The sequence below is a fragment of the Rhodococcus sp. DK176 genome, assembly GCF_038447315.2.
Lineage (GTDB): Bacteria > Actinomycetota > Actinomycetes > Mycobacteriales > Mycobacteriaceae > Rhodococcus_F > Rhodococcus_F jostii_A.
The window spans coordinates 1,531,210-1,554,076 of record NZ_CP118321.2; the positions used below are offsets into that span (position 1 = coordinate 1,531,210).

Here is a 22,867-nt window from a genome sequence, read left to right on the forward strand (position 1 = left end):
CGGTGCGAGGACGTCCAAGAACCTGAGGAAAGCCTCATATTAATCGTTATCAATCTGTTACCACCTTGACGAAGTCCCAGGTTCATGCAGGTCTGCGCCCTCGAATCCGGGTCCGCGACCTGCGAAAGCGAACCTGTCGGACCCTCGCACTAATGTTCGAGTCCAGGAACAGCCGACAGCCATTCTCCGGGGGGAAGAAATGAGCACAGCCCACGTCCGCGCCCTACTCGATCACGTCGCCGCCGAACTGCCACCAGAGTCGTGGCCGCACTGGACGGAGGGCTGGCCGCACGAGATCGAAGCCGGTCTGCTCGATGCCGCGTTCTCCGCCCGCGCCACGTACGGCACGCCCACCACGGGGGTCCGCGCCGTCATCACCCGCTGGCGCGATCACCGGGCCGCACCTCTCGACGACCTCACGGCGCTCGTCGGGGTGCCCGGGTTCGGTCCGCCACCTGGGAGTGCCTCGCCATGCAACTCGGCATCCGCACCGCCGACTCTCACCGCGTGGTGTGCGAGTTCCTCGGCGAGGCGCTCGACCTCGAAACACCCCCATCGACTGCAGACGCCGAACACCTCGTCGCCGAGGCAGCAGCGCGGCTCGGGATCACGCCCGCCACCTTCACCCACGCCGCCTGGCGGTACCAGCGCGCGCAGCGGCGGGTGGCGGTTGCGAGATGAAGTACACGCGAGAAGTGCTCGAGCAGGCGGTCGCAGAATCGACGAGCTACGCCGGCGTCATGCGCTACCTCGGCCTGAAACCCGCGGGTGGGACACACGCGCACCTGCGGCGCCGGATCAACACACTCGGCATCGACACGTCACACTTCACGGGCCAGGCGCACACCAAGGGCAAGCGTGCCCGCAACCGAATGACGTGGCAGGAGATACTGATCCGTCGCCCGGCGGGCAGCAGGCGTCCAACCCCACCTCCTGAGAAGGGCTCTGATCGAGGCAGGAGTGCCGTACAAATGCGTCGCATGCGGCGTGCAGGACGAGTGGTGCGGACTCCCGCTGATCCTGCATGTCGACCACATACGGGGAGACCCATCGGACTCCCGCTTGCAGGAAGTTCGATTCCTGTGCCCCAACTGCCACAGCCCGACTCCATCGTGGGCCGGGCGAAAGAGCCTCGACCGGGGCCGGCGATCCGATTGACATGTGCTGCGGGGGGGTGCCTTGTTCATGGCGTAGTCTGTGCTTCGCGCGCGAGTGGCGTAATTAGGCAGCCGCGTCAGGTTTAGGTCCTGGTGTCCGAAAGGACGTGGGGGTTCGAGTCCCCCCTCGCGCACTGCTCGGGTTCTTTGCCGATTTTTCGGCGGCCCTGTTTCGCTTAGATCGACGGTCGTCGGGCGGCTGTGACGGCCGCCATAGGCGCAACCTCTCCTAGCAGCGCATTCAGCGATTCAGGTACCGTCGTTACGTGTCCGGTAACCGTAAGCAACGCCGCCCCGCGCTGGTCCTGTTGGTGGTCGTCGGGGCTGTCGGGTGCCTCGCACTCGGCTGGTGGCAGTGGACACGTTTCGAAGCGGTCGGCGGGACTGGCCAGAACCTCGGATACGCGTTCCAGTGGCCACTGTTCGCGGCGTTCCTCGTCTACGCCTATCGGCGATTCGTGCAGCTCGAGGATGCCGAACCAGCTGACACCACCGACGTCCCGGATGCTCCCACCGAACTGCGGGAGATCCCGGCCGACGTCTTGCCCCCTCGCCCCTCGGTGGCCGAGGACGACGATCCGGACGACCTCGAGAGCCGGCAGATTTCGCAGTACAACCAGTACCTCGCCGAGCTGTCTGCTCGCGAGACCGATAGGAGCACCACGTGAGCACGGGCCAAGACGAAACGACTGCCGGTTCGGTCACAGACACCGCGAAGCAGAAGAAGATCGCCCCCGCGCTCCTGCGCTACCGCGTCCTCGCCTACGCCACCGGTGTGTGGCTGCTGGTCCTCACCGCAGAGATGGTGGCCAAGTACATCTTCAAGGTCGACAACCTGCCCAGCTGGATCGCCGTGGTGCACGGCTGGGTGTACTTCGTCTACCTGCTGGTGACGCTCGACCTGGCGGTCAAGGTGCGCTGGCCTGCGGGCCGGACGGTCGGGACGCTCCTCGCGGGCACCATTCCGTTCCTGTCGTTCTACGTGGAGCACCAGCGGACCAAGCAGGTCCGCCGCGACTTCGGTCTCTGATCGAACCGGTCGGCTCCCTCACATGATGACCGGCTGCCCGGTGATCATCGCGATCACGTAGGTCAGCCAGCCGAGCGGTGTCTGCGGCACCATCATCGGCGACATGCGAAACCTCCTCCCGTGAAGCGTAGCGAGGGTCAGTGCCCGGTGAGCGCCGCCAGGGCGGGGACGAGTTGAACGAGCGCCCGCCCTCGGTGCGAGGACGCGTCCTTCTCCTCGGGTGACAGCTGGGCGGCCGAGCGGGTGTCTCCGTCGGGCACGAAGACCGGGTCGTAGCCGAATCCGCCGTCGCCGACCGGCTCGCGGGCGATGCTTCCCCGCCATTCGCCGCGGACCACCGATTCTTCGCCGCCGGGCACCACGAGCGCGCACGCCGAGACGAACGCCGCTCCCCGGCGGTCGTCGGGCACGTCACCGAGCTGAGCCAGGACCAGGGCGGTGTTCGCGGGATCGTTCCCGTGCGTGCCCGACCACCGGGCGGACAGGACTCCGGGCATGCCGTTCAGCGCATCGACTTCGATTCCGGAATCGTCTGCGACACAGGCCATTCCGGTTGCGGCGGCACCGTCGCGCGCTTTCGCCAGGGCGTTCTCCTCGAACGTCGCACCCGTTTCGGGGGCCTCGGGGTACTCGGGTACGGCATCGAGCCCGACCAGTTCGATCCCGTCGACACCGGCCGCCGCGAGCACCCGATGCAGTTCCCGGAGTTTCTTCGCGTTGCGGCTGGCCACCAGCACCCGTGTGGTTGGCACCGAGCTAGCCCCCGAACTTCTTCTTCGACGTCTCCGGGACCTTCGGCTCCGGAAGCGCACCGGGGTAGGGCAGTTCGAGCGCGGCCTTCTGGATCTCGAACAGCTGCTCGCACCCTGCGAGTGCGGAATCCAGCAGTTTGTCGAGCGTGCTCCGCGGGAACGTCGCGCCTTCGCCGGTGCCCTGGATCTCGACGAGGGTGCCCGTGTCGGTGGCCACCACGTTCATGTCGACCTCGGCGCGCGAGTCCTCCTCGTACGGCAGGTCGAGGCGCACACGGCCGTCGACGACGCCCACGCTCACCGCGGCGATGCCGCAGGAGATCGGCTGGGGGTCGGCGAGACGGCCGGCGGCGCGGAGGTAGGTCACCGCGTCGACGAGGGCCACATAGGCGCCGGTGATGGCTGCGGTGCGGGTTCCGCCGTCGGCCTGCAGCACGTCGCAGTCGAGGGCGATGGTGTTCTCACCGATGGCGGCGAGGTCGATGCAGGCGCGGAGGGAGCGTCCGACCAGCCTGCTGATCTCCTGGGTTCGTCCACCGACCTTGCCCTTGACGGACTCTCGGCCACTGCGGGTGTGGGTGGCGGCGGGCAGCATGGCGTATTCGGCCGTCAGCCAGCCGAGTCCGGAGCCCTGACGCCAACGGGGAACACCGTCCTCGACGCTGGCCGTGCACATCACCCTGGTGTTTCCGAATTCCACCAGCACCGATCCCGCGGGATGAGTGGTGAAGCCCCGGGTGATCTTGACCTCGCGGAGTTCGTCGTCCGCCCTACCGTCTTCTCGTGTGGTCACGGCAGAGAGCCTAGTCGCCCCCGTGCGGGGCGCGGGCACACGGCTTCAGACGGTGTAGACGCCGCCCGCGGACACCGCGTGCACGGGGCCGTAGAATTCGGCCTTGGCCTCGGCGATGACGTCTTCGCGGGACGTCCACGGCGGTATATGGGTGAGCAGCAGTTCGGCGACACCGGCGCGGTGTGCGACCTGACCGGCCTCGGTCCCCGACAGGTGGATCCCTTCGGGCCGGTCCGGGCTGTGCGTCCACGACGCCTCGGCGAGCAGTACGTCGGCCCCGCGGGCGAGGTCGATCACTTCTTCGCACATGCCGGTGTCGCCGGTGTAGACGAGGGTGCGCCCGGCGCCGTTGGTCAGCCGGAACCCGTACGCCTCGGGCGGGTGGTTTACCCGGCGCGCGGTGATGGTGAGGTCGCCGAACGTGACCGGTTCGCCGTCGGTCCAATGGTGCAGGTCGATCGTGTCGGAGATGTCGTCGATGTCGCCGCCGCACTCCGCGGACGCGACGCCGATCCGGCGGGCGGTGTCGGACGGGCCGTAGACGAGTGCGCGCCCCTTCGGCGGGTGCGGATGATAGCGACGCCAGACGAGCAGTCCGGGGAGGTCCAGGCAGTGGTCCGCGTGCAGGTGGCTGAGGAGGACGGAGACCTCGCCGGGATCGGCGAACCGCTGGAGCGCACCGAGGACACCGGGTCCGAAGTCGAGTACCAGCGGCGGTGTGTCCGGCGCGGTCAACAGATAACCCGATGCAGGTGAGTCTGGTCCGGAGACGCTCCCTGAACATCCCAGGACGGTAATGCGCATACCCGCCATGCTGCCACGGCGACCCGTTTCGGAAAAAGCTTCCGACGGAATTGGCGCGTCGACCTCACAACCGATGGGGAACTGTGACCTGATCGCAAGGCGTCGAGGGCCTGCGCCGACCGGGCTGGACCGATCACCCGAACGATTGAGGCCCCACCGCTTTCCGGGCCCGCTGCTTCCTGGCGTCCGCGGAGAGGAGCCAGGCCGCGACGACTCCGCCGACGGCGCCGAACAAATGCCCCTGCCAGGACACACCGGGAGCGCTGGGCAGGACACCCCACAGCAGGCTGCCGTAGACGACGAACACCACCACGCCGACGAGGATCTGGCCGAGGCTGCGGGCGAAGATTCCCCGGACCAGCAGGTAGGCGAGCCAGCCGAAGATCAGGACGGAGGCGCCGATGTGGTTGGAATAGGATCCGCCGGTCAACCAGGTGCCCAGACCTCCGACCACCCAGACGATCCCGGTGGCGGCGAGGCCGCGGGCGATGCCCGACAGCAGCACGAGGAACCCGAGGACCAGCAGCGGGACGGTGTTCGCGAACAGATGCGCCCAGTCGTCATGCAGGACCGGGGCGAACAGAATCCCCCACAGCCCGTCGATGGAGCGCGGCCCGACGCCGTTCTCTTCGAGTCGCTCGTCGGACGCCACGTCGACGATCTCGATGACGTACAGCAGCATCGTGAAGGTGCCGATGAGGATTGCGGACTGCAGCCACAGCGGTTTCGACTTCGACGCGGGCGCCGGCTTCGCGCCACCCCTGGGCACCGGCGAATCGAATCGCGAGGAGTCGAACGACGACGTCATGATCCACACACCCCTGTCGTCATGCCCACAACTGCCCTTCCAGTGCTTCTTCTGCTTCCTCGACCGTACCGCCGTATGCGCCGGTCGACAGATATTTCCATCCGCCGTCGGCGACGATGAACGCGATGTTCGCCGCGCGTTCGGCCTTGACGGCCTTGCGTGCGACCCCCAGCGCGGCGTGGAGGATCGCGCCGGTCGAGATGCCCGCGAAGATGCCTTCGTTGTCGATCAGTTGCCGGGTGCGGCGGACGGCGTCGGCGGGGCCGACGGAGAACCGCGAGGTGAGGACGGATTCGTCGTACAACTCGGGGACGAAGCCCTCGTCGATGTTGCGGAGGCCGTATACGAGTTCCCCGTAGCGGGGCTCGGCCGCCACGATCTCGATGCCGTCGACGTGTTCGCGGAGATAGCGCCCCACGCCCATCAGGGTGCCGGTGGTGCCGAGACCCGCGACGAAGTGGGTGATCTCGGGAAGGTCGCGCAGGATCTCGGGGCCTGTGGTCTCGTAGTGGGCCAGCGCATTCGCGGGATTGCCGTACTGGTACAGCATCACCCACTCGGGATGCTCCGCGGACAGCTCCTTGGCCACGGCCACAGCCTGATTCGATCCGCCGCGCGCGGGTGAGTCGATGATCTGCGCACCGAACATCGTCAGCAGTTGCCTGCGTTCCACGGACGTGTTCTCGGGCATCACGCAGATCAGCTGGTAGCCCTTGAGTTTCGCGGCCATCGCGAGCGAGATCCCGGTGTTCCCGCTGGTCGGCTCGAGGATCGTCGCCCCGGGCGTCAGGGTGCCGTCGTTCTCGGCCTGCTCGATCATGCGGAGGGCGGGCCGATCCTTCACCGAACCGGTGGGGTTGCGGTCTTCGAGCTTCGCCCACAGCCGGACCGGCGCTGTGCCGTTCCAGCTCGGCGACAGGCGGGGCAGCCCGACGAGGGGTGTGTCGCCGAGGGTGTCGATCAGCGAATCGAACCGCGCCACGGCCGCGATCAGCCTCCGGCGACGGCGGGCAGGATCGTCACGGAGTCCCCGTCGGCCACCTCTGTGTCGAGTCCGCCGGAGAATCGGACGTCCTCGTCGTTGACGTACACATTGACGAAGCGGTGCAGACGGCCGTCGTTGATCAGGCGGTCCTTGATGCCGCCGTAATTGCCGTCGAGATCGTCGATGACGGCGGAGAGTGTGGGACCTGTTGCCTCCACCCGCTTTTCACCGCCGGTGTGGGTACGCAGGATGGTGGGGATCGAAACTGTGACAGCCATGGTCGGCTCCTCGGGATGTGGGTGTCTTACCTGCCGCGGGCCCGTCGCGAGGGACGGCGCCGTCACTTGTCGGGGACGTCTGCCACGGACGTGTGGGCGAACTTGTAGCTCTGGACCACGTCGACGGGTTCCTCGGTGACGACACCGTCGACGATGCGGTAGCTGCGCAGTTCGTGGACGTCGGGGTCGCGGGTGGAGATCAGCACGTAGTGGGCGTCCGGTTCGGCCGCGAAGGAGATGTCGGTCCGGCTCGGGTACGCCTCGGTGGCGGTGTGCGAGTGGTAGATCACGACGGGCACCTCGTCGGCGTCGTCCATCGCCCGCCACACCTTCAGTTGCTCACCCGAGTCGAATCGGTAGAACGTGGGCGAACGCTCGGCGTTGATCATCGGGATGTGCCGTTCGGGGCGGTCGGAGCCTTCCGGCCCGGCGATGACCCCGCATGCCTCGTCCGGGTGGTCGGCGCGCGCGTGCGCGACCATCGCCTCGACGAAGTCCGATCGAATCACCAGCACGTCATCTACCTCCGTGAGCGCCATCCTAGGTGCGCACCGGCGAGTCGGCCACCGACCGGCCGGTACCTCAGGAACGCAGTGCTGAAGGGAACAGGTCGCGGTAGGTGGGAATTCCCGCGACGGGGGTGGCGCTGAGGACGGCGTCGACGATGGCCTTCTCCACCACTTCGGCGGCCGCGGTGCAGACGGCGTCGACGACGGGCAGATCGGGCGGGAACGCGTCGGGCACTCCTGCCAGGTGGTGGACCGGGTGGATGCCGGTGGAGAGCGCGAAGATCGTGTCGCCGTCGAGCGGCGAATGCGCAGGCCGGATCGCGCGGGCCAGCCCGTCGTGACCGGCGACGGCGACGCGGCGTAGCGCCGCCTTGCCCAGGACGGCGTCGGTCGCGACGACGCCGATGGTCGTGTTGAGGACGGTGCTCTTGGCGATCAGTTCGCGCGCCGCCGACACCTCGGCGGCGACGGGGGGTCGGAGCCCGAAAGCGGCTGCACCCACGGTGGCGACACCCCAGGGCAGTCCGGTCGCCGGATCGAACACGGTTCCGACGGGATTGGCCACCATCAGCGCGGACACCGTGATGCCCTTCGCCGGACCGTCCGTGACGACGACGCTCGCCGTACCGACACCGCCTTTGATCGCGCCCGCCCGCGCCCCGACCCCGGCGCCCACCGAACCGGAGAGGACGGTGTGCGACGCAGAATCTGCTGCCCGGTAACCGAATTCGGCGGTGGGACGCGTGCGCCAGTCACCGACCGGCAGATCGAAGATCACGGCAGCGGGAACGATCGGGACCACCTGATCGGGTTCCCCCATGGCGATTCCGTGACCGTGCTCCTCGAGCCACCGCATGACGCCGTCGGCGGCGGCGAGTCCGTACGCGCTGCCGCCGGTCAGGACGATCGCGTGCACCTTCCGGACGCTGTGACTGGGGTCGAGGAGGTCGGTTTCCCGGGTGCCCGGTCCCCCGCCACGGACGTCGACCGCACCGGTCGCGCCGTGCGGCGCGAGGACCACGGTGCATCCGGTGGCGGCACCGCGTCCGAGCGCGGCGTCCGCGTCGAGTTCGTGGTGGTGCCCGACGCTCAGGCCCACCACATCGACGAGCGAATCGGTGCGGCCCGGCGTCGTGGCCGTCACGGTGCGAGCGCCTGAACGAGCGAGTCCTGCATCCAGGTCAGCCAGTGGTAGATGTCGAGGTGCGGTGCGCGGGGATCGGCGGGATCGAGTTCGTCCGGCGTGTCGGCGTCGATGCCCAGGTTGGTGCCCAGCGCCAGCCGCACGTCGTTGAGACCGCTGAGCCAGGCGTCGGCCTGCTCCGGCGTGAGCAGCACCTTGCCGCCGTTCTCCGGCACCGTGTGGAGAATGACCGAGCCCGCCGCCACTTTGGCGTCGATGATCTCCGGTTCGTGGAGTCCGCGCAGCGCACCGTTGATGTCGGCGTTCGATTCGGCCCGGATCTCGTCGTCGTCCGGCGCGTCCATGTCGGGACGGTGGAAGTCGGGCAGCAGCCGCGCGAGGACCTCCTCGTCGGGTGCCGTCGTATTGCCGGTCCGCATCCCGGTGAGCGCCGCGAGTTCGTCCTCCGGGGCGGACGCGGCCCGCTCCTCGAGAAGACCGAGGACGGAGGCGACCAGCGATCGCAGCACCGTGGCCTCGTGCGCGTCCATCTCCGAACGCAGCTTCACACCGCCGAGCGAGTTCTTCCTGCTCCACATCCGCACGTCGTGTACCGAGTTCCTTACTGTCCGAACGGAAAGTTAGCTGCCGTCGTGCTGCATCGTGGCCCACAGGCCGGCCGCGTGCAGCTTGCGTACATCGTTTTCGACCTTGTCCCGGGAGCCGCTCGACACCACGGCCTTCCCCTCGGAATGGACCTGCATCATCAGTTCCGTGGCCTTGGCTTTGCTGTACCCGAAGAGCTTCTGGAAAATGTAGGTGACGTAGTGCATCAAATTCACCGGATCGTCCCACACGACGGTGACCCAGGGACGATCATTGGCTTCATCGATCTCGACGACCTCCGACTCTGCAGGGGTGACCTGCGGCGATGCCGGCATGGCATCCACGAATGGAGCTGTCGTCGAGCAATGAGCCATGACACCAGGGTACGACGCTCCTCCACTGGGCGACACCGCGGCTTACAGTGGCCGGGTGTCCAGAGACAGCACCGCCTTGTTCACCGACCAGTACGAGTTGACGATGCTGTCGGCGGCCCTCGCCGACGGTTCGGCCCACCGACGCTGCAGTTTCGAGGTGTTCGCCCGCCGGCTCCCCGACGGTCGCCGGTACGGAGTCGTCGGCGGCACCGCCCGTCTGGTTGCCGCGCTGTCGAACTTCCGCTTCGGCGAGCCGGAACTCGCGATCGTGTCCCGCTTCCTCGACGAGGCGACCGTCGCTTGGCTACGTGACTATCGCTTCAGCGGGGACATCGACGGCTACCGCGAGGGCGACTTCTACTTTCCCGGCTCACCGATCCTCTCCGTCCGTGGAACGTTTGCCGAATGCGTCCTGCTCGAGACGCTGAGCCTGTCGATCCTCAACCACGACAGCGCGATCGCGTCCGCCGCCGCACGCATGGTCAGCGCTGCCGACGGACGCCCCATGATCGAGATGGGTTCGCGGCGCACCCACGAGGAATCCGCGGTGGCGGCCTCCCGCGCCGCCTACCTGGCGGGGTTCACGGCCACGTCGAATCTGGAGGCGGTCCGCAGGCACGGAGTGCCCGGTGCGGGTACCAGCGCGCACGCGTTCACCCTGTTGCACACCACTCCGGACGGGCCGGACGAGGCGGCGGCGTTCCGCGCGCAGGTCGCGGCACTCGGAGTCGGGACCACGCTTCTCGTCGACACGTACGACATCACCGACGGCGTCAAGACCGCCGTCGAGGTGGCGGGCCCCGAACTCGGAGGCGTCCGGATCGACTCCGGTGATCTGGGTGTCCTGGCGCGGCAGGTCCGCAGGCAACTCGACGACCTCGGTGCGACCGGGACGAAGATCGTCGTCTCCGGCGACCTCGACGAATACGCCATCGCCGCGTTGCGGGCCGAACCGGTCGACGTCTACGGCGTCGGCACGTCCGTCGTCGTCGGCTCCGGCGCGCCGACCGCCGGAATGGTCTACAAACTCGTCGAGGTGGACGGCATCCCCGTCGAGAAGAGGAGCAGCAACAAGGCGTCGCGGGGCGGCACCAAACGGGCGTTGCGGTTCGCCCGGGACACCGGAACCCTGGTGGAGGAGGTCGTGTACTCGGCCCACTCGGACGCACCCGGCTCGGCGGGTCTCGAGGCGCAGGAACTGCTGGTCCCACTGGCGCGGGGCGGTGAGACCGTCTGCGACACGACTACCCTGGAGGACAGCAGATCCCTCTTGGCGGCGGGCCTCGTCAGCCTGCCCTGGGAGGGCCTGAAGCTCTCCCACGGCGAGCCCGCGATCCCGGTGCGCTTCGCCGAACCCGAGTCCAGGAGGGCACCATGACCGACATCGAGAACACCGACGCCCGGCGCGCACTGCTCGTGGTCGACGTCCAGAACGACTTCTGCGAGGGCGGCTCCCTCGCCGTCGACGGCGGTTCCGCGGTTGCGGCCGCGATCACCCGCTTCCTCGCCTCGAACGAGTACGACGCCGTCGCGGCCACCATCGACCACCACATCGACCCGGGCCACCATTTCTCCGACGAACCGGACTACGTCGACACGTGGCCGGTGCACTGCAAATCGGGAACGTCCGGCGCGGACTTCCACCCCGACCTCGACCTGAGCGGCATCGAATCGGTGTTCTCCAAGGGCGAGTTCTCGGCGGCCTACTCGGGCTTCGAGGGCAGGAACGCCGACGGCCAGAGCCTGGAGAAATGGCTGCAGGCGGCCGGAGTCACCGAGGTCGACGTGGTAGGGATCGCCACCGATCACTGCGTGGTCGCGACGGCACTCGACGCCGTGGCCGCCGGGTTCCCGACGCGCGTCCACCTCCCCCTCACCGCCGGTGTCGCCCCCGCGACCGTCGAGGCCGCGATCACCGCGATGCGGGCCGCCGGGGTGCGCCTCGTGGGCCGCGACTCGGACACCCCCTCGGACCGCGTGACAATTTCTGACGTAGGTCCCGAGTAACCTGCTCGGGTGCCTGAAAACCTCCCCAACGTCCCCGAGCTGTTGCGCACGGCGGTGCGGTCGCTGGGCGGTGCCGAGCGGTCCAACCAGCTGACCATGGCTTCCGCCGTCGCGCATTCGATCGATACCGGGGAGCATCTGGCCGTCCAGGCCGGGACGGGCACCGGCAAGTCCCTCGCCTACCTGGTGCCGAGCGTCCGGCACGCGGTGCAGAGCGGGAAGACGGTCATCGTCTCGACGGCCACCATCGCACTGCAGCGTCAGCTGATCGACCGCGACATGCCGCGGCTCGCGGACGCGCTCGAGGATTCCCTCGGCCGGAGACCGCACTTCGCGATCCTCAAGGGCCGCAACAACTATCTGTGCATGAACAAGATCCACACCGGGTCCGCCGAAGAGCCTCCCACGGACGAGCTGTTCGACCCGTTCGCGGTGTCGCGGCTCGGACGGGAGGTCCAGCGCCTCACCGAGTGGTCCTCGGACACCGAGACCGGCGACCGCGACGACCTGACCCCCGGGGTCAGCGACAAGGCGTGGCGCCAGGTCAGCGTCACCGCCCGGGAATGCCTCGGCAAGTCCCGGTGCCCGGTCGGCGAGGACTGCTTCGCCGAGCGCGCCCGCGCGGAGGCCTCGCAGGTCGACGTCGTGGTCACCAACCACGCCTTGCTCGCCATCGACGCCATCACCGGAATCGCGATCCTCCCCGAACACGATGTCGTGGTCATCGACGAGGCGCACGAACTGGTCGACCGGGTCACCAACGTCGCCACCGCGGAACTGGCGGCGTCGACGATCAGTGCCGCGGCGCGGCGCTGCGCGAAGCTCGTCGAGGAGCAGGACGCGGACCGTCTCGAGGCCGCGGGTGAGGGCTGGGCGGCACTGCTCGAGGAGCTGCGGCCGGAACGGTGGGAGGCGCTGCCGCCCGGTGCGGCCCCCGCGCTCGCCGCGGTCCGCGACGCCGCGTGGTCGCTGCGCACGGCCATCGGCCCGTCCCGTCCCGGTATGGCGTTGAGCGATCCGGAGGCCGCCGCGGCGCGCAACACCGCACTCGCGTCGGTCGAGGAGGTCCACGACAGCGCCGTCCGCGTTCTCAGCGCGTTCGACGAGCCGGATCCGGCCAAACGTCACGACGTGGTGTGGCTGGCCGCCGACGACAATCGCGGTTCGATCCGCCGGGTGGTGCGGATGGCGCCGCTGTCGGTCGGCGGGCTGCTGCGTTCCCGGCTGTTCGCCGAATCGACCGTTGTCCTGACGTCCGCCACGCTGACCGTGGGCGGGTCGTTCGACGGTCTGGCGGTCAACTGGGGACTTCCGGCCGAGTCGTCCGTCGTGATCGATCCGGCGATGGCCACCGGCTCCGAGGCACCGTCCGATTCGGGCACACTCAAATGGAACGCCCTCGACGTCGGGTCGCCGTTCGACCACGCCCGCGCCGGCATCATCTATATCGCGAAGCAGCTTCCGCCGCCGGGCCGGGACGGCCTCTCCCCCGCGTATCTCGACGAGATCGCCGAACTCGTCGAGGCGGCGGGCGGGCGCACGCTGGGATTGTTCTCGTCGATGCGGGCCGCCAAGGCCGCGTCCGAGGCGATGCGCGACCGGCTCGACACCCCGATTCTGTGCCAGGGCGACGACTCGACGGGCGCCCTCGTCCGGGCATTCGCCGGCGACGAGCCGACATCGCTGTTCGGCACGCTGTCGCTGTGGCAGGGTGTCGACGTGCCGGGCCCGTCCCTGAGCCTCGTGATTCTCGACCGCATCCCCTTCCCCCGCCCCGACGACCCGTTGCTGGTCGCCCGGCAGAAGGCCGTCGAATCGCGCGGCGGAAACGGGTTCCTCTCCGTCGCAGCCAATCACGCGGCACTGCTGCTCGCCCAGGGTGTGGGACGTCTGCTGCGCAGCGTCGACGACAAGGGTGTGGTGGCCGTCCTCGATCCGCGGCTCGCCACCGCCCGCTACGCCGGGTATCTGCGGGCCTCGCTTCCACCGTTCTGGGAGACGTCCGATCCGGAAGTCGTGCGTAAGGCACTGGGGCGGATTCGCGATTCGCGCCCCTGAACCGCGGCCGCGCACTGAGTCGGACAGCGACGGGGTGCGCACCTATGCTCGACCGATGGAGCTTGCGATCTCAGTCCGCGGACTCACCAAGAAGTTCGGCGAAGTCCTCGCCCTCGACGGCCTCGATCTGGAGGTGAAGTCGGGCGAGGTGCATGGATTCCTCGGACCCAACGGCTCGGGCAAGTCCACCACCATCCGGGTGCTCCTCGGTCTCCTGCGCGCCGACGGCGGTTCGGCGTCCGTTCTCGGTTCCGATCCGTGGCAGGATTCCGTTCCCGTTCATCGGCGACTCGCCTACGTTCCGGGGGATGTGAACCTGTGGCCCAATCTGTCCGGTGGCGAGGCGATCGACCTTCTCGGGCGACTGCGCGGCGGACTCGATCCGGTCCGTCGTGCGTCGCTGATCGAGCGGTTCGAACTCGACCCCACCCGCAAGGGCCGCACCTATTCGAAAGGCAACCGGCAGAAGGTCGCTCTCGTGGCTGCACTCGCCGCCGACACCGAACTCCTCATCCTCGACGAGCCGACGTCGGGCCTGGACCCGTTGATGGAGGCGGTGTTTCAGGAGTGCATCACCGAATTCGCGCGCGGAGGACGCACGGTGCTGTTGTCCAGCCACATCCTCGCCGAGGTCGAAGCGCTATGCCACGCCGTCACCATCATTCGCGCGGGCAGGACCGTGCAGGCGGGAACGCTGTCCGAACTACGCCATTTCACCCGCACCACGGTGACGGTGACCACCCGGATCAAGCCCACCCCCATCGCGAATGTCCCCGGCGTGCACAACCTGCAGAAGGGTGAGGACGCGAACACGGTGACGTTCGACGTCGATTCCGATCAGATCGATCCGGTCATGACCACGCTGACGGGGCTGGGCATCGTCTCGATCACCGCCAACCCGCCGACGCTCGAGGACCTGTTCCTCCGCGAGTACCGCGACGAGGTCGAGGCACTCGGGATCGGACGGCCGCAGTGAGTCGATTGAGCGGAACGGGTGTGCTCGCCGAACTGGCGGTGCGCACCGACCGGGTCCGGATTCCGGTGTGGACGGTCGCGGTGGCGGGCCTCACCGTCCTGATCGCGTCGAGTTACTCGACCATCTACCCGACCGCCGAATCACGGCAGGCCCGTGCCGAACTCATCTCGTCGCCGGCAGCCACGGCACTCGCCGGGCCGGGTTACGGCCTGGACGACTACACGCTCGGTGCGATGGTCGCCAACGAGATCGCCGGCATGACGATGGTGGCCGTCGCGATCATGTCGGTGCTGCTGGTGACGCGGCATCTGCGGACGGAGGAGGAGACCGGACGCACGGAACTGGTACGCGCCGGCGTCGTCGGGCGGTATGCGGGAATCACGGCGGGACTGATCTCCGCGGCGCTCGCAAACCTGTTCGTCGCGCTTCTGCTCGTCATCGGGCTGCTCGGTGCGGGTCTGCCTCAGGCGGGTTCGCTGAACATGTCCGCGGGTGTGCTGGTGGTGGGTCTGGTGTTCACCTCGCTGTCGGCGCTGGCGTCCCAGTTCACCGAACACGCCCGCACGGCAAGCGGTGTCGGGATCTCCGCGATCATCGTCGCGTACCTGCTGCGGGCGGTGGGCGACGTGCAGCAGGGACACAGCGGGAGCCTGCTGACGTGGGTGTCGCCGATCGGCTGGTCGCAGGCCACCCGCGCCTATGTCGACGAACGCTGGTGGCCGTTGCTGATCGGCATCGTCGCGGCGGCGCTGACCGTCGGGTGTGCGTATGCCGCCATCGGTCGCCGGGACGTCGGGGCGGGGCTGCTTCCGCCGCGGGGCGGGCGCACCGAGGCGTCCCCCCGCCTGACCGGTGTCACCGCGCTGGCGGCGCGTCAGCAGCGCGGTCAGATCCTCGCCTGGGGTGTCGGTGTGTTCGCGCTGTCGCTGCCCATCGGTTCACTCGGCAGGCAGATCAGCGATTTCATCGACCAGGATCCCGATCTCGCACAGCTGCTGCCGGGTGGCGCCGCGGCGGCGGCCGACGGTGCGTTCGCCCTGTATCTGGTGTTCCTGGTGGTGATGGCGGCGATGTACGCCGTCGGTGCCGTCATATCCATCCGCTTCGAGGAATCGTCCGGTCGCGCCGAGGAGGCACTCGCCACCCCCGTGTCGCGGGCGTCGTGGCTCGGTGGCCAGCTGGCCGTGATCGCCGCTGCGGCTGTCGCGATCGCGGTGGCGGCGGGGGTCGGCATGGGGATCACCGCTGCATTCACGCTGTCCGATGCGGGGGCGCTCGGCCGGTTGATCGGCGCGGCCCTGAACACCGTGCCTGCCGTGCTGGTGATCGTCGGTTCGTGCGCGGCCGTCTACGGCCTGAGCCCCCGCGCGCTGCCGGCGTTGTGGGCATTCCTGGGTTACGTGCTCGTCGCCGGAATGTTCGGGGAAGTCCTCCCCGACCGGTTCGGGGTGCTCTCCCCCTTCCACTACACACCCGCCCTGCCTGCCGAGAGTTTCTCGGCCACTCCCCTCGCGGTTCTGCTGCTTCTCGCAGCCGCCCTGTTCCTCGCCGCCGTCACCGGGTTCCAGCGCCGGGACATCGGCCGGTGACGGCTCGGTAGCGCCGGTCAGGGATTCGGCGCCGTCACCAGACCCAGCTCGGACGGGGCCACGAGCAACCGGTGGTGCGGAAGGACCCGCACCGTGTATCCGACCGACCCGGACAGCGGCAGGGCCAGGTCGGCGACGAACAGTTCCCCCGACTCGTCCGATGCGGAGTGGGTCATCGGGACCGTGACGATGTCGGTGAGCTCCTCGTCCGGTCCGGCCTTCCCGATCACGGCCTGCACGGTGACGTCCGAGACGGACAGTTCGCCGAGGCGGATGCGGGCGCGCAGCATCAGGTTGGCCCCGATCTCGGGAGTGTCGGGTAGTCCGGCGCCGTCGACCTGCAGGACCGCCACCGCCGGCCAGGCGGCCTCGACGCGGCGACGGAACGCGGCGAGTTCGCGGGCCCCGGCGTAATTCTCTTCCGCCACCGTCCGGGCCGCTTCGGCGGCGGGCGCGTAGTACTGGACGGCGTAGTCGCGCACCATCCGCGACGCGAGTACCTTGGGTCCGAGATTCTGCAGTGTGTGACGGACCATCTCCACCCAGCGCACCGGCAGGCCGTCCGCACGGTCGTAGAACCTCGGCAGGACGGCTCGTTCGAGCAGTTCGTACAGTGCGCTGGCCTCGAGATCGTCGCGCCGTGTCTCGTCGACGACGCCGTCCGCGGTCGGGATGGCCCAGCCGTTCTCGCCGTCGAACATCTCGTCCCACCAGCCGTCACGGATCGACAGGTTCAGTCCGCCGTTGAGGGCGGACTTCATCCCCGACGTGCCGCACGCCTCGAGCGGGCGCAGCGGGTTGTTGAGCCACACGTCGCAACCCCAGTAGAGGTACCGCGCCATCGACATGTCGTAGTCGGGCAGGAAGGTGATGCGGTGCCGGACGTCGGCGGCGTCGGCGAACCGCACGACCTGCTGGATGAGGGCCTTCCCGCCGTCGTCCGCGGGGTGACTCTTCCCGGCGACCACCAGCTGCACGGGCCGCTTCTCGTCGAGGAGCAGGGCCCGGAGTCGCCCGGGGTCGCGGAGCATAAGCGTCAATCGCTTGTAGGTGGGCACCCGCCGGGCGAAGCCGACGGTGAGCACGTTCGGGTCGAACACCTCGTCCGTCCAGCCGAGTTCGGCGGACGTCGCACCGCGTTCGATCCAGGATGCGCGTACCCGGCGGCGCACCTCCTCGACCAGTTTCCCGCGCAACGCGTTGCGGGTCGACCACAGTTCCTCGGCGGACAGGTCCTGCAGCCGCTCCCAGCCGCGGGCTTCCTCCACCAGTTCGGGGCCCAGGATGCGGGTGGCGAGATCGATCCATTCGGGTGCGGCCCAGGTGGGCGCGTGGACACCGTTGGTCACCGAGCCGATCGGTACCTCTTCGGCGTCGAATCCCTGCCACAGCGGCTGGAACATCTCGCGGCTGACGATGCCGTGCAGCTTGGACACGCCGTTGGCCCGTTGCCCGAGCCGCAGGCCCATGTGGGCCATGTTGAACACCGACGGATCCGATTCGCGGCCGAGTCCGAGGATCCGGTCGATCGTCAGCCCCGGCAGCAGGGAGGATTCGTTCTCACCGTTGTCGCCGCCGAAGTAGTGCCGCACGAGGTCGGCAGGGAACCGGTCGATTCCCGCGGGCACCGGGGTGTGGGTGGTGAAGACCGTGCCTGCCCGGACCGTGGCCAGTGCCTCGTCGAAGTCGAGCCCGCCGGTGGTGACCAGTTCACGGATCCGCTCGATGCCGAGGAAACCCGCATGCCCCTCGTTCATGTGGAAGACGGCGGGGTCGGGCAGGCCGTAGGCGTGGGTGTAGGCGCGCACGGCCCGGACACCGCCGATGCCGGCGAGGATCTCCTGTTTGATGCGGTGGTCCTGGTCGCCGCCGTACAGACGGTCGGTGACGCCCCGCATCTCGGCGTCGTTCTCCGCGATGTCGGAGTCGAGCAGCAGCAGCGGGACGCGTCCCACCTGGGCGATCCACACGCGGGCGCGCAGAACCCGGCCCCCGGGGATCGCGACGTGGACGAGGACGGGTGCCCCACCCGAGGACTGCGGCCCGGACTCGGTGAGCAGACGCAGCGGCAGGCCCTGCGGGTCGTGCGGCGGGTAGTGCTCGGCCTGCCAGCCGTCCGCGGTCAGCGACTGCCGGAAGTAACCCGAGCGGTACAGCAGGCCGACACCGATCAGCGGCAGGCCCAGATCGGACGCCGCCTTCAGGTGGTCGCCCGCGAGAATTCCGAGTCCACCGGAGTAGTTGGGCAGCACTTCGCTGACCCCGAACTCCATTGAGAAATACGCGATCCCACCGTCGAGCGACACTCCCTTGGCCTGCTGGTTCTGATACCAGCGGGGCCGGGACAGGTAGTCGTCGAGGTCGGCGGCCGCGGCGTCGAGCCGGGCCAGGAACGCGACGTCCTCGGCCAGTTCGTCGAGGCGGGCGGGATCGACCTCACCGAGCATGCGGACCGGGTCGAACTGCACCTGCCGCCACAGTTCCGCGTCCAGCAATCCGAACAGTTCCTGCGTCGCCGGATGCCACGACCAGCGAAGATTGGTGGACAGCGGACCGAGGGCAGCGAGCCGCTCCGGAAGGTGGGCTCGGACAGTGAACCGACGCAAGGCTTTCACCTCGCGAACGATAACGCACTACGGGCGTCGTTGCGCCGTGTCGGGGCGGGTAGACGTCAGATCTCCAATACGGACAGGAACCGGTCGACTCCATTACGGTTGAACGGGCGGCCCAGCCCACGAGCCGCCGGCAACTTCCGGCTATGGAACGGAGCCCAGCGTGACAGGTCGACTCGGTATCGACGACGTGGAACCGAACATCGGGTGCGGCCGGTACCCCGCCAAGGCCGTTGTGGGTGAGGTGTTTCCCGTCCGGGCAACCGTGTGGCGTGAAGGTCACGACGCCGTGGCCGCCACGCTCGCGGTGCGGGGACCGCGCAGTGCCGCGTCGGGCGGCTCGGCGACCTTCCGCATTCCGATGACCGGCGGTCCGGTACCCGACACCGTCGACGGTTCCTTCACCCCGACCGGCGAGGGTGTCTGGACGTTCCGGATCGAGGCCTGGAGCGATCCGGTCACCACGTGGAAGCACGCGGTCGAAGCCAAGCTGGCGGTGGGACAGGGGCCGGCCGAACTGGCCAACGACCTCGAGATCGGTGCGCGGTTGTTCGAGCGTGCCGCGAAGGGCGTGCCCCGCGCGGACCGCTCGCGGCTGGCGGGGGTCGCGGCGTCGCTGCGTTCCGACCATCACCTCTCCGAACGTGTGGCCCCGGCGTTCGGGTCGGACGTCACCGAACTGCTGCGCGCACATCCGCTGCGCGATCTCGTCACGAAGAGCGAACCGCACACCGTGCTCGTCGATCGCACGCGTGCACTGTTCGGGTCGTGGTACGAGTTCTTCCCGAGGTCCACGGGCGGCTGGGACGAGAACGGCAAGCCCCGGCACGGCACGTTCGCCACGTCCGTGGCCGCACTTCCGCGCATCGCGTCGATGGGATTCGACGTGGTGTACCTCCCACCGATCCACCCGGTCGGCAAGATCAACCGGAAGGGCCCCAACAACACGCTGACCCCCGGCCCCGACGACGTCGGTTCGCCGTGGGCCATCGGCTCGGACGAGGGTGGCCACGACGCGATTCATCCCCAACTCGGGACGATGCGTGATTTCAAGGCGTTCATCGCTGCCGCCGAGAAGCTGCACATGGAGGTGGCGATCGACCTGGCCCTGCAGGCCGCACCCGACCATCCGTGGGCGAAGAAGCACCCCGAATGGTTCACCGTCCTCCCCGACGGCACCATCGCCTACGCCGAGAACCCGCCGAAGAAGTACCAGGACATCTACCCGGTCAACTTCGACGACGACCGCGACGGCATCTACGCGGAGGTCCTGCGGGTCGTCCGGCACTGGGTTGCGGCGGGCGTCAAGATCTTCCGGGTCGACAACCCGCACACCAAGCCGCCGGACTTCTGGGAGTGGCTGATCGCCGAGGTCAAGAAGTCGGATCCGGACGTCCTGTTCCTGTCCGAGGCGTTCACCCGTCCCGCACGGTTGTACGGTCTCGCCCGCCGCGGTTTCACCCAGTCCTACACGTATTTCACGTGGCGGACGGACAAGTGGGAGCTGACGGAGTTCGGCAAGGAGATCGCCGCCAAGGCCGACGAGGCGCGCCCCAACCTCTTCGTCAACACCCCGGACATCCTTCACGAGAGCCTGCAGACCGGGGGCCCGGGAATGTTCGCCCTGCGCGCCGCGCTGGCGGCGACACTGTCCCCCACGTGGGGGGTGTACTCGGGATACGAACTGTACGAACACGTTCCGGTGCGACCGGGCAGTGAGGAATACCTCGACTCGGAGAAGTATCAGCTGCGCCCCCGCGATTTCGAGGGCGCCGCCGCGCGCGGCGAGTCCCTCGAACCGTGGATCACGGCGCTCAACCGGATCCGCAGGCAGCACCCGGCGCTGCAGCAGTTGCGCAACATCCATTTCCACCACGTCGACAACGACGCCCTGATCGCCTATTCCAAGTTCGACGCCACCACCGGGGATGCCGTGCTGACGGTGATCAACCTCAACCCGTACGGCGCCGAGCAGGGCAACGTGTGGCTGGACATGCCCGCGCTGGGCCGCGACTGGCACGACCACCTGACCGTGCTCGACGAGGTCACCGGGGAGCAGTATCACTGGGGGCAGACCAACTTCGTGCGCCTGGAACCCTGGCGTTCGGTGGCCCATATCCTGGCATTACCGTCGATCCCCTATCCGGCCAGAACGAAGCTGGCCTACCGCGGAGGTACATAGTGACCGTCGAACCGCCTGTCGCCATCGCACCGGACGCCGCCGACCTCGACCTGCTGTCCCGGGGTGAGCACCACAACCCGCACTCGATCCTGGGCGCGCACCCGCACCCCGACGGCACGGTGATCCGCGCACTGCGCCCGCACGCCGAGGCCGTCGACGCCGTCATCGGGGGGACGAGCTTCTCGCTGGAGCACCTCGCGCACGGTGTGTGGGGGGCACTCGTCCCGTACCGGGATCTGATGGACTACCGGCTGTCCACGACGTGGCCGGGTGGCCACAACGACGTCTCCGCCGACGGGTACCGGTTCCTGCCTACGCTGGGGGAACTCGACCTGCACCTGTTCGGTGAGGGCAGGCACGAGCGGCTGTGGGAGATCCTCGGCGCGCACCGCCGCCGCTACGACACCCCCGACGGCACCGTCACCGGCACCTCGTTCGCCGTGTGGGCTCCCAATGCCCGCGGAGTGAGTGTGATCGGCGATTTCGACGGGTGGAGTGGGCGGAACTACCCGATGCGGGTGCTCGGCTCCACCGGGGTGTGGGAGTTGTTCGTTCCCGGTATCGAGGCCGGCGACCTGTACAAGTTCCGGGTCCACGGCCCCGACGGCAGTGTGCGCGACAAGGCCGATCCCATGGCCTTCGCGACCGAGGTCCCGCCCGCCACCGCGTCCCGGGTGTCGGTCAGCACGTACGAATGGAACGACGCCGAGTGGCTGGCGCAGCGCGCGGCCACCGAGCCGGCGCAGTCCCCGATGAGCGTGTACGAGGTCCACCTGGCTTCGTGGCGGCCCGGGCTGAACTACCGCGAGATGGCTGAACAACTCGCTGTCCACCTCACCGAGACGGGATTCACGCACGTCGAGCTGCTGCCGGTCGCCGAGCACCCGTTCGGCGGTTCGTGGGGGTACCAGGTCACGTCCTACTACGCGCCCACCTCACGATTCGGTTCCCCCGACGACTTCCGGTGGTTCGTCGACCATCTGCACGCCGCCGGCATCGGGGTCATCGTCGACTGGGTTCCCGCGCACTTCCCCAAGGACGAGTGGGCGCTGGCACGTTTCGACGGCACACCGCTCTACGAGCACAGCGACCCCCAGCGCGGCGAGCAGCTCGACTGGGGAACGTATGTGTTCGATTTCGGGCGGCGCGAGGTGCGCAACTTCCTCGTCGCGAACGCGCTGTACTGGCTCGACGAGTTCCACGTGGACGGTCTGCGCGTCGACGCGGTCGCGTCGATGCTGTACCTCGACTACTCGCGGCCGGAGGGCGGTTGGACGCCGAACATCCACGGCGGCAGGGAGAACCTCGAGGCCGTCGCCTTCCTGCAGGAGACCAACGCCACGGTCCACAAGCAGCACCGCGGGGTCGTCACCATCGCCGAGGAGTCGACGGCGTGGCCGGGTGTCACCCGCGCGACCAACGTCGGCGGTCTCGGTTTCAACATGAAATGGAACATGGGGTGGATGCACGACACCCTCGGTTTCATGGCGCACGATCCCGTCCACCGCAGCTATCACCATCACGAGATCACGTTCTCCCTGATGTACGCGTGGAGCGAGAACTATCTGCTGCCCATCAGCCACGACGAGGTGGTGCACGGCAAGGGCACGCTGTGGACGCGGATGCCCGGCGACGACTACGCGAAGGCCGCCGGTGTTCGTGCCCTGCTGGCGTACATGTGGTCGCACCCCGGCAAGCAACTGCTGTTCATGGGTCAGGAATTCGGACAGACCGCGGAATGGTCCGAGGAGCGCGGACTCGACTGGTACCAGCTCGACGACCCGTACACCGGCGGCTTCCACCGCGGTCTGCTCCGGCTCGTCCACGACCTCAACGCCACCTACCGCGAACACCCGGCGTTGTGGACTCTCGACACGTCTCCGGGCGGGTTCTCCTGGATCGACGCCAACGACACCGCGAACAACGTCCTGAGCTTCCTGCGTTACGGCACCGACGGGTCGATCCTGGCGTGCCTGTTCAATTTCTCGGGTTCCCCGCACGCGAATTATCGTGTGGGCTTGCCAGAACGGGGCGAATGGCGTGAAATTCTCAACACCGACGCCGAGATCTACGCGGGATCGGGTTGGGGAAATCTCGGTGCGGTGACGGCAACTTCGCAGCCGTGGCACGGCCGTCCCGCCTCTGCCGAGGTGGCACTGCCCGCGAACGGCGCGATCTGGATGAGTCTGGAGCGTTGATGAAGGCACGGCCTTGCTGACCCGAC

At 68.4% G+C, this 22,867-nt stretch carries 21 protein-coding genes, 1 tRNA gene and 1 pseudogene; 12 read left to right on the forward strand and 11 right to left on the reverse strand.

The features are described from left to right. Positions 1 to 471: 471 nt before the first annotated feature. The 5 genes and pseudogenes from PSR88_RS07225 to PSR88_RS07245 all read left to right on the forward strand — a co-directional run bounded on the left by PSR88_RS07225 (position 472) and on the right by PSR88_RS07245 (position 2,187). The gene (locus PSR88_RS07225; protein ID WP_029537125.1) at positions 472 to 681 is read left to right on the forward strand and encodes a hypothetical protein; all 210 of its coding nucleotides are present in this window, start codon (positions 472 to 474) and stop codon (positions 679 to 681) included. Beyond that, positions 678 to 1,158, forward strand: a pseudogene (locus PSR88_RS07230) (HNH endonuclease). Before PSR88_RS07225 ends, PSR88_RS07230 begins: the two are co-directional and overlap by 4 nt. Positions 1,159 to 1,206: 48 nt before the next feature. Then, positions 1,207 to 1,291 (forward strand) — tRNA-Leu (locus tag PSR88_RS07235). Between the two features lie 132 nt (positions 1,292 to 1,423). Continuing rightward, positions 1,424 to 1,825, forward strand: coding sequence for a hypothetical protein (locus PSR88_RS07240; RefSeq protein ID WP_009474128.1), 402 nt, complete (start codon positions 1,424 to 1,426; stop codon positions 1,823 to 1,825). After that, positions 1,822 to 2,187, forward strand: a complete 366-nt coding sequence (locus tag PSR88_RS07245; protein WP_007296582.1) for a DUF3817 domain-containing protein — start codon at positions 1,822 to 1,824, stop codon at positions 2,185 to 2,187. Before PSR88_RS07240 ends, PSR88_RS07245 begins: the two co-directional genes overlap by 4 nt. Before the next feature lie 137 nt (positions 2,188 to 2,324). On the opposite strand, the gene rdgB is transcribed toward PSR88_RS07245, so the two are convergent. From rdgB to clpS, 10 genes are all read right to left on the reverse strand, one after another. Continuing rightward, positions 2,325 to 2,939 (reverse strand): RdgB/HAM1 family non-canonical purine NTP pyrophosphatase, encoded by a 615-nt coding sequence (gene rdgB, locus PSR88_RS07250; protein WP_011594446.1) that lies wholly within the window; start codon positions 2,937 to 2,939, stop codon positions 2,325 to 2,327. Between the two features lie 4 nt (positions 2,940 to 2,943). Then, the gene (rph, locus tag PSR88_RS07255) at positions 2,944 to 3,732 is read right to left on the reverse strand and encodes a ribonuclease PH (RefSeq protein ID WP_007296580.1); all 789 of its coding nucleotides are present in this window, start codon (positions 3,730 to 3,732) and stop codon (positions 2,944 to 2,946) included. 45 nt (positions 3,733 to 3,777) lie between these two features. Next, a complete protein-coding gene (locus PSR88_RS07260) occupies positions 3,778 to 4,536 on the reverse strand; it encodes a cyclic nucleotide-degrading phosphodiesterase (RefSeq protein ID WP_192815028.1) in 759 nt (252 codons plus the stop codon). A 133-nt stretch (positions 4,537 to 4,669) separates the two neighbouring features. Then, complete coding sequence (locus tag PSR88_RS07265) at positions 4,670 to 5,344, reverse strand: rhomboid family intramembrane serine protease (RefSeq protein WP_011594448.1); 675 nt, start codon at positions 5,342 to 5,344, stop codon at positions 4,670 to 4,672. A gap of 19 nt (positions 5,345 to 5,363) precedes the next feature. Beyond that, positions 5,364 to 6,326 carry a PLP-dependent cysteine synthase family protein gene (locus tag PSR88_RS07270; protein WP_016879906.1) on the reverse strand — a complete coding sequence of 321 codons (963 nt, stop codon included), beginning with the start codon at positions 6,324 to 6,326 and terminating at the stop codon, positions 5,364 to 5,366. Between the two features lie 8 nt (positions 6,327 to 6,334). Continuing rightward, positions 6,335 to 6,607, reverse strand: a complete 273-nt coding sequence (locus PSR88_RS07275) for a MoaD family protein (protein ID WP_009474135.1) — start codon at positions 6,605 to 6,607, stop codon at positions 6,335 to 6,337. Positions 6,608 to 6,669: 62 nt separating this feature from the next. After that, entirely contained in the window at positions 6,670 to 7,089 is a 420-nt protein-coding gene (locus PSR88_RS07280) for a M67 family metallopeptidase (RefSeq protein ID WP_342338905.1), read from the reverse strand. A 100-nt stretch (positions 7,090 to 7,189) separates the two neighbouring features. After that, the gene (locus tag PSR88_RS07285) at positions 7,190 to 8,260 is read right to left on the reverse strand and encodes a P1 family peptidase (protein ID WP_016879904.1); all 1,071 of its coding nucleotides are present in this window, start codon (positions 8,258 to 8,260) and stop codon (positions 7,190 to 7,192) included. Beyond that, on the reverse strand, positions 8,257 to 8,844 hold the full coding sequence (locus PSR88_RS07290) for a DUF2017 domain-containing protein (RefSeq protein WP_009474138.1): 588 nt from the start codon (positions 8,842 to 8,844) through the stop codon (positions 8,257 to 8,259). Before PSR88_RS07290 ends, PSR88_RS07285 begins: the two co-directional genes overlap by 4 nt. Before the next feature lie 36 nt (positions 8,845 to 8,880). Beyond that, entirely contained in the window at positions 8,881 to 9,219 is a 339-nt protein-coding gene (gene clpS / locus PSR88_RS07295) for an ATP-dependent Clp protease adapter ClpS (protein WP_011594453.1), read from the reverse strand. On the opposite strand from clpS, the gene PSR88_RS07300 reads away from it, so the two are divergent. From PSR88_RS07300 to PSR88_RS07320, 5 genes are read left to right on the forward strand one after another with little or no spacing between them, the layout of a single operon-like run. Next, positions 9,218 to 10,597, forward strand: coding sequence for a nicotinate phosphoribosyltransferase (locus PSR88_RS07300; protein WP_016879903.1), 1,380 nt, complete (start codon positions 9,218 to 9,220; stop codon positions 10,595 to 10,597). The two genes, clpS and PSR88_RS07300, sit on opposite strands and share 2 nt — an antisense overlap. Further along, on the forward strand, positions 10,594 to 11,226 hold the full coding sequence (locus PSR88_RS07305; RefSeq protein ID WP_016879902.1) for an isochorismatase family protein: 633 nt from the start codon (positions 10,594 to 10,596) through the stop codon (positions 11,224 to 11,226). The genes PSR88_RS07300 and PSR88_RS07305 overlap by 4 nt, the downstream gene beginning before the upstream one ends. Positions 11,227 to 11,235: 9 nt before the next feature. Further along, positions 11,236 to 13,284 carry an ATP-dependent DNA helicase gene (locus tag PSR88_RS07310; RefSeq protein ID WP_011594456.1) on the forward strand — a complete coding sequence of 683 codons (2,049 nt, stop codon included), beginning with the start codon at positions 11,236 to 11,238 and terminating at the stop codon, positions 13,282 to 13,284. A 55-nt stretch (positions 13,285 to 13,339) separates the two neighbouring features. After that, complete coding sequence (locus PSR88_RS07315; protein ID WP_016879901.1) at positions 13,340 to 14,260, forward strand: ATP-binding cassette domain-containing protein; 921 nt, start codon at positions 13,340 to 13,342, stop codon at positions 14,258 to 14,260. Beyond that, on the forward strand, positions 14,257 to 15,849 hold the full coding sequence (locus PSR88_RS07320) for an anibiotic ABC transporter (protein WP_016879900.1): 1,593 nt from the start codon (positions 14,257 to 14,259) through the stop codon (positions 15,847 to 15,849). Before PSR88_RS07315 ends, PSR88_RS07320 begins: the two co-directional genes overlap by 4 nt. Positions 15,850 to 15,866: 17 nt before the next feature. On the opposite strand, the gene glgP is transcribed toward PSR88_RS07320, so the two are convergent. Further along, complete coding sequence (gene glgP, locus PSR88_RS07325; protein ID WP_016879899.1) at positions 15,867 to 18,464, reverse strand: alpha-glucan family phosphorylase; 2,598 nt, start codon at positions 18,462 to 18,464, stop codon at positions 15,867 to 15,869. A gap of 160 nt (positions 18,465 to 18,624) precedes the next feature. On the opposite strand from glgP, the gene PSR88_RS07330 reads away from it, so the two are divergent. Further along, positions 18,625 to 20,643, forward strand: coding sequence for an alpha-1,4-glucan--maltose-1-phosphate maltosyltransferase (locus tag PSR88_RS07330; protein ID WP_009474146.1), 2,019 nt, complete (start codon positions 18,625 to 18,627; stop codon positions 20,641 to 20,643). After that, positions 20,643 to 22,841, forward strand: a complete 2,199-nt coding sequence (glgB, locus tag PSR88_RS07335; RefSeq protein WP_011594460.1) for a 1,4-alpha-glucan branching protein GlgB — start codon at positions 20,643 to 20,645, stop codon at positions 22,839 to 22,841. The genes PSR88_RS07330 and glgB overlap by 1 nt, the downstream gene beginning before the upstream one ends. The last annotated feature ends 26 nt before the right edge of the window (positions 22,842 to 22,867 follow it).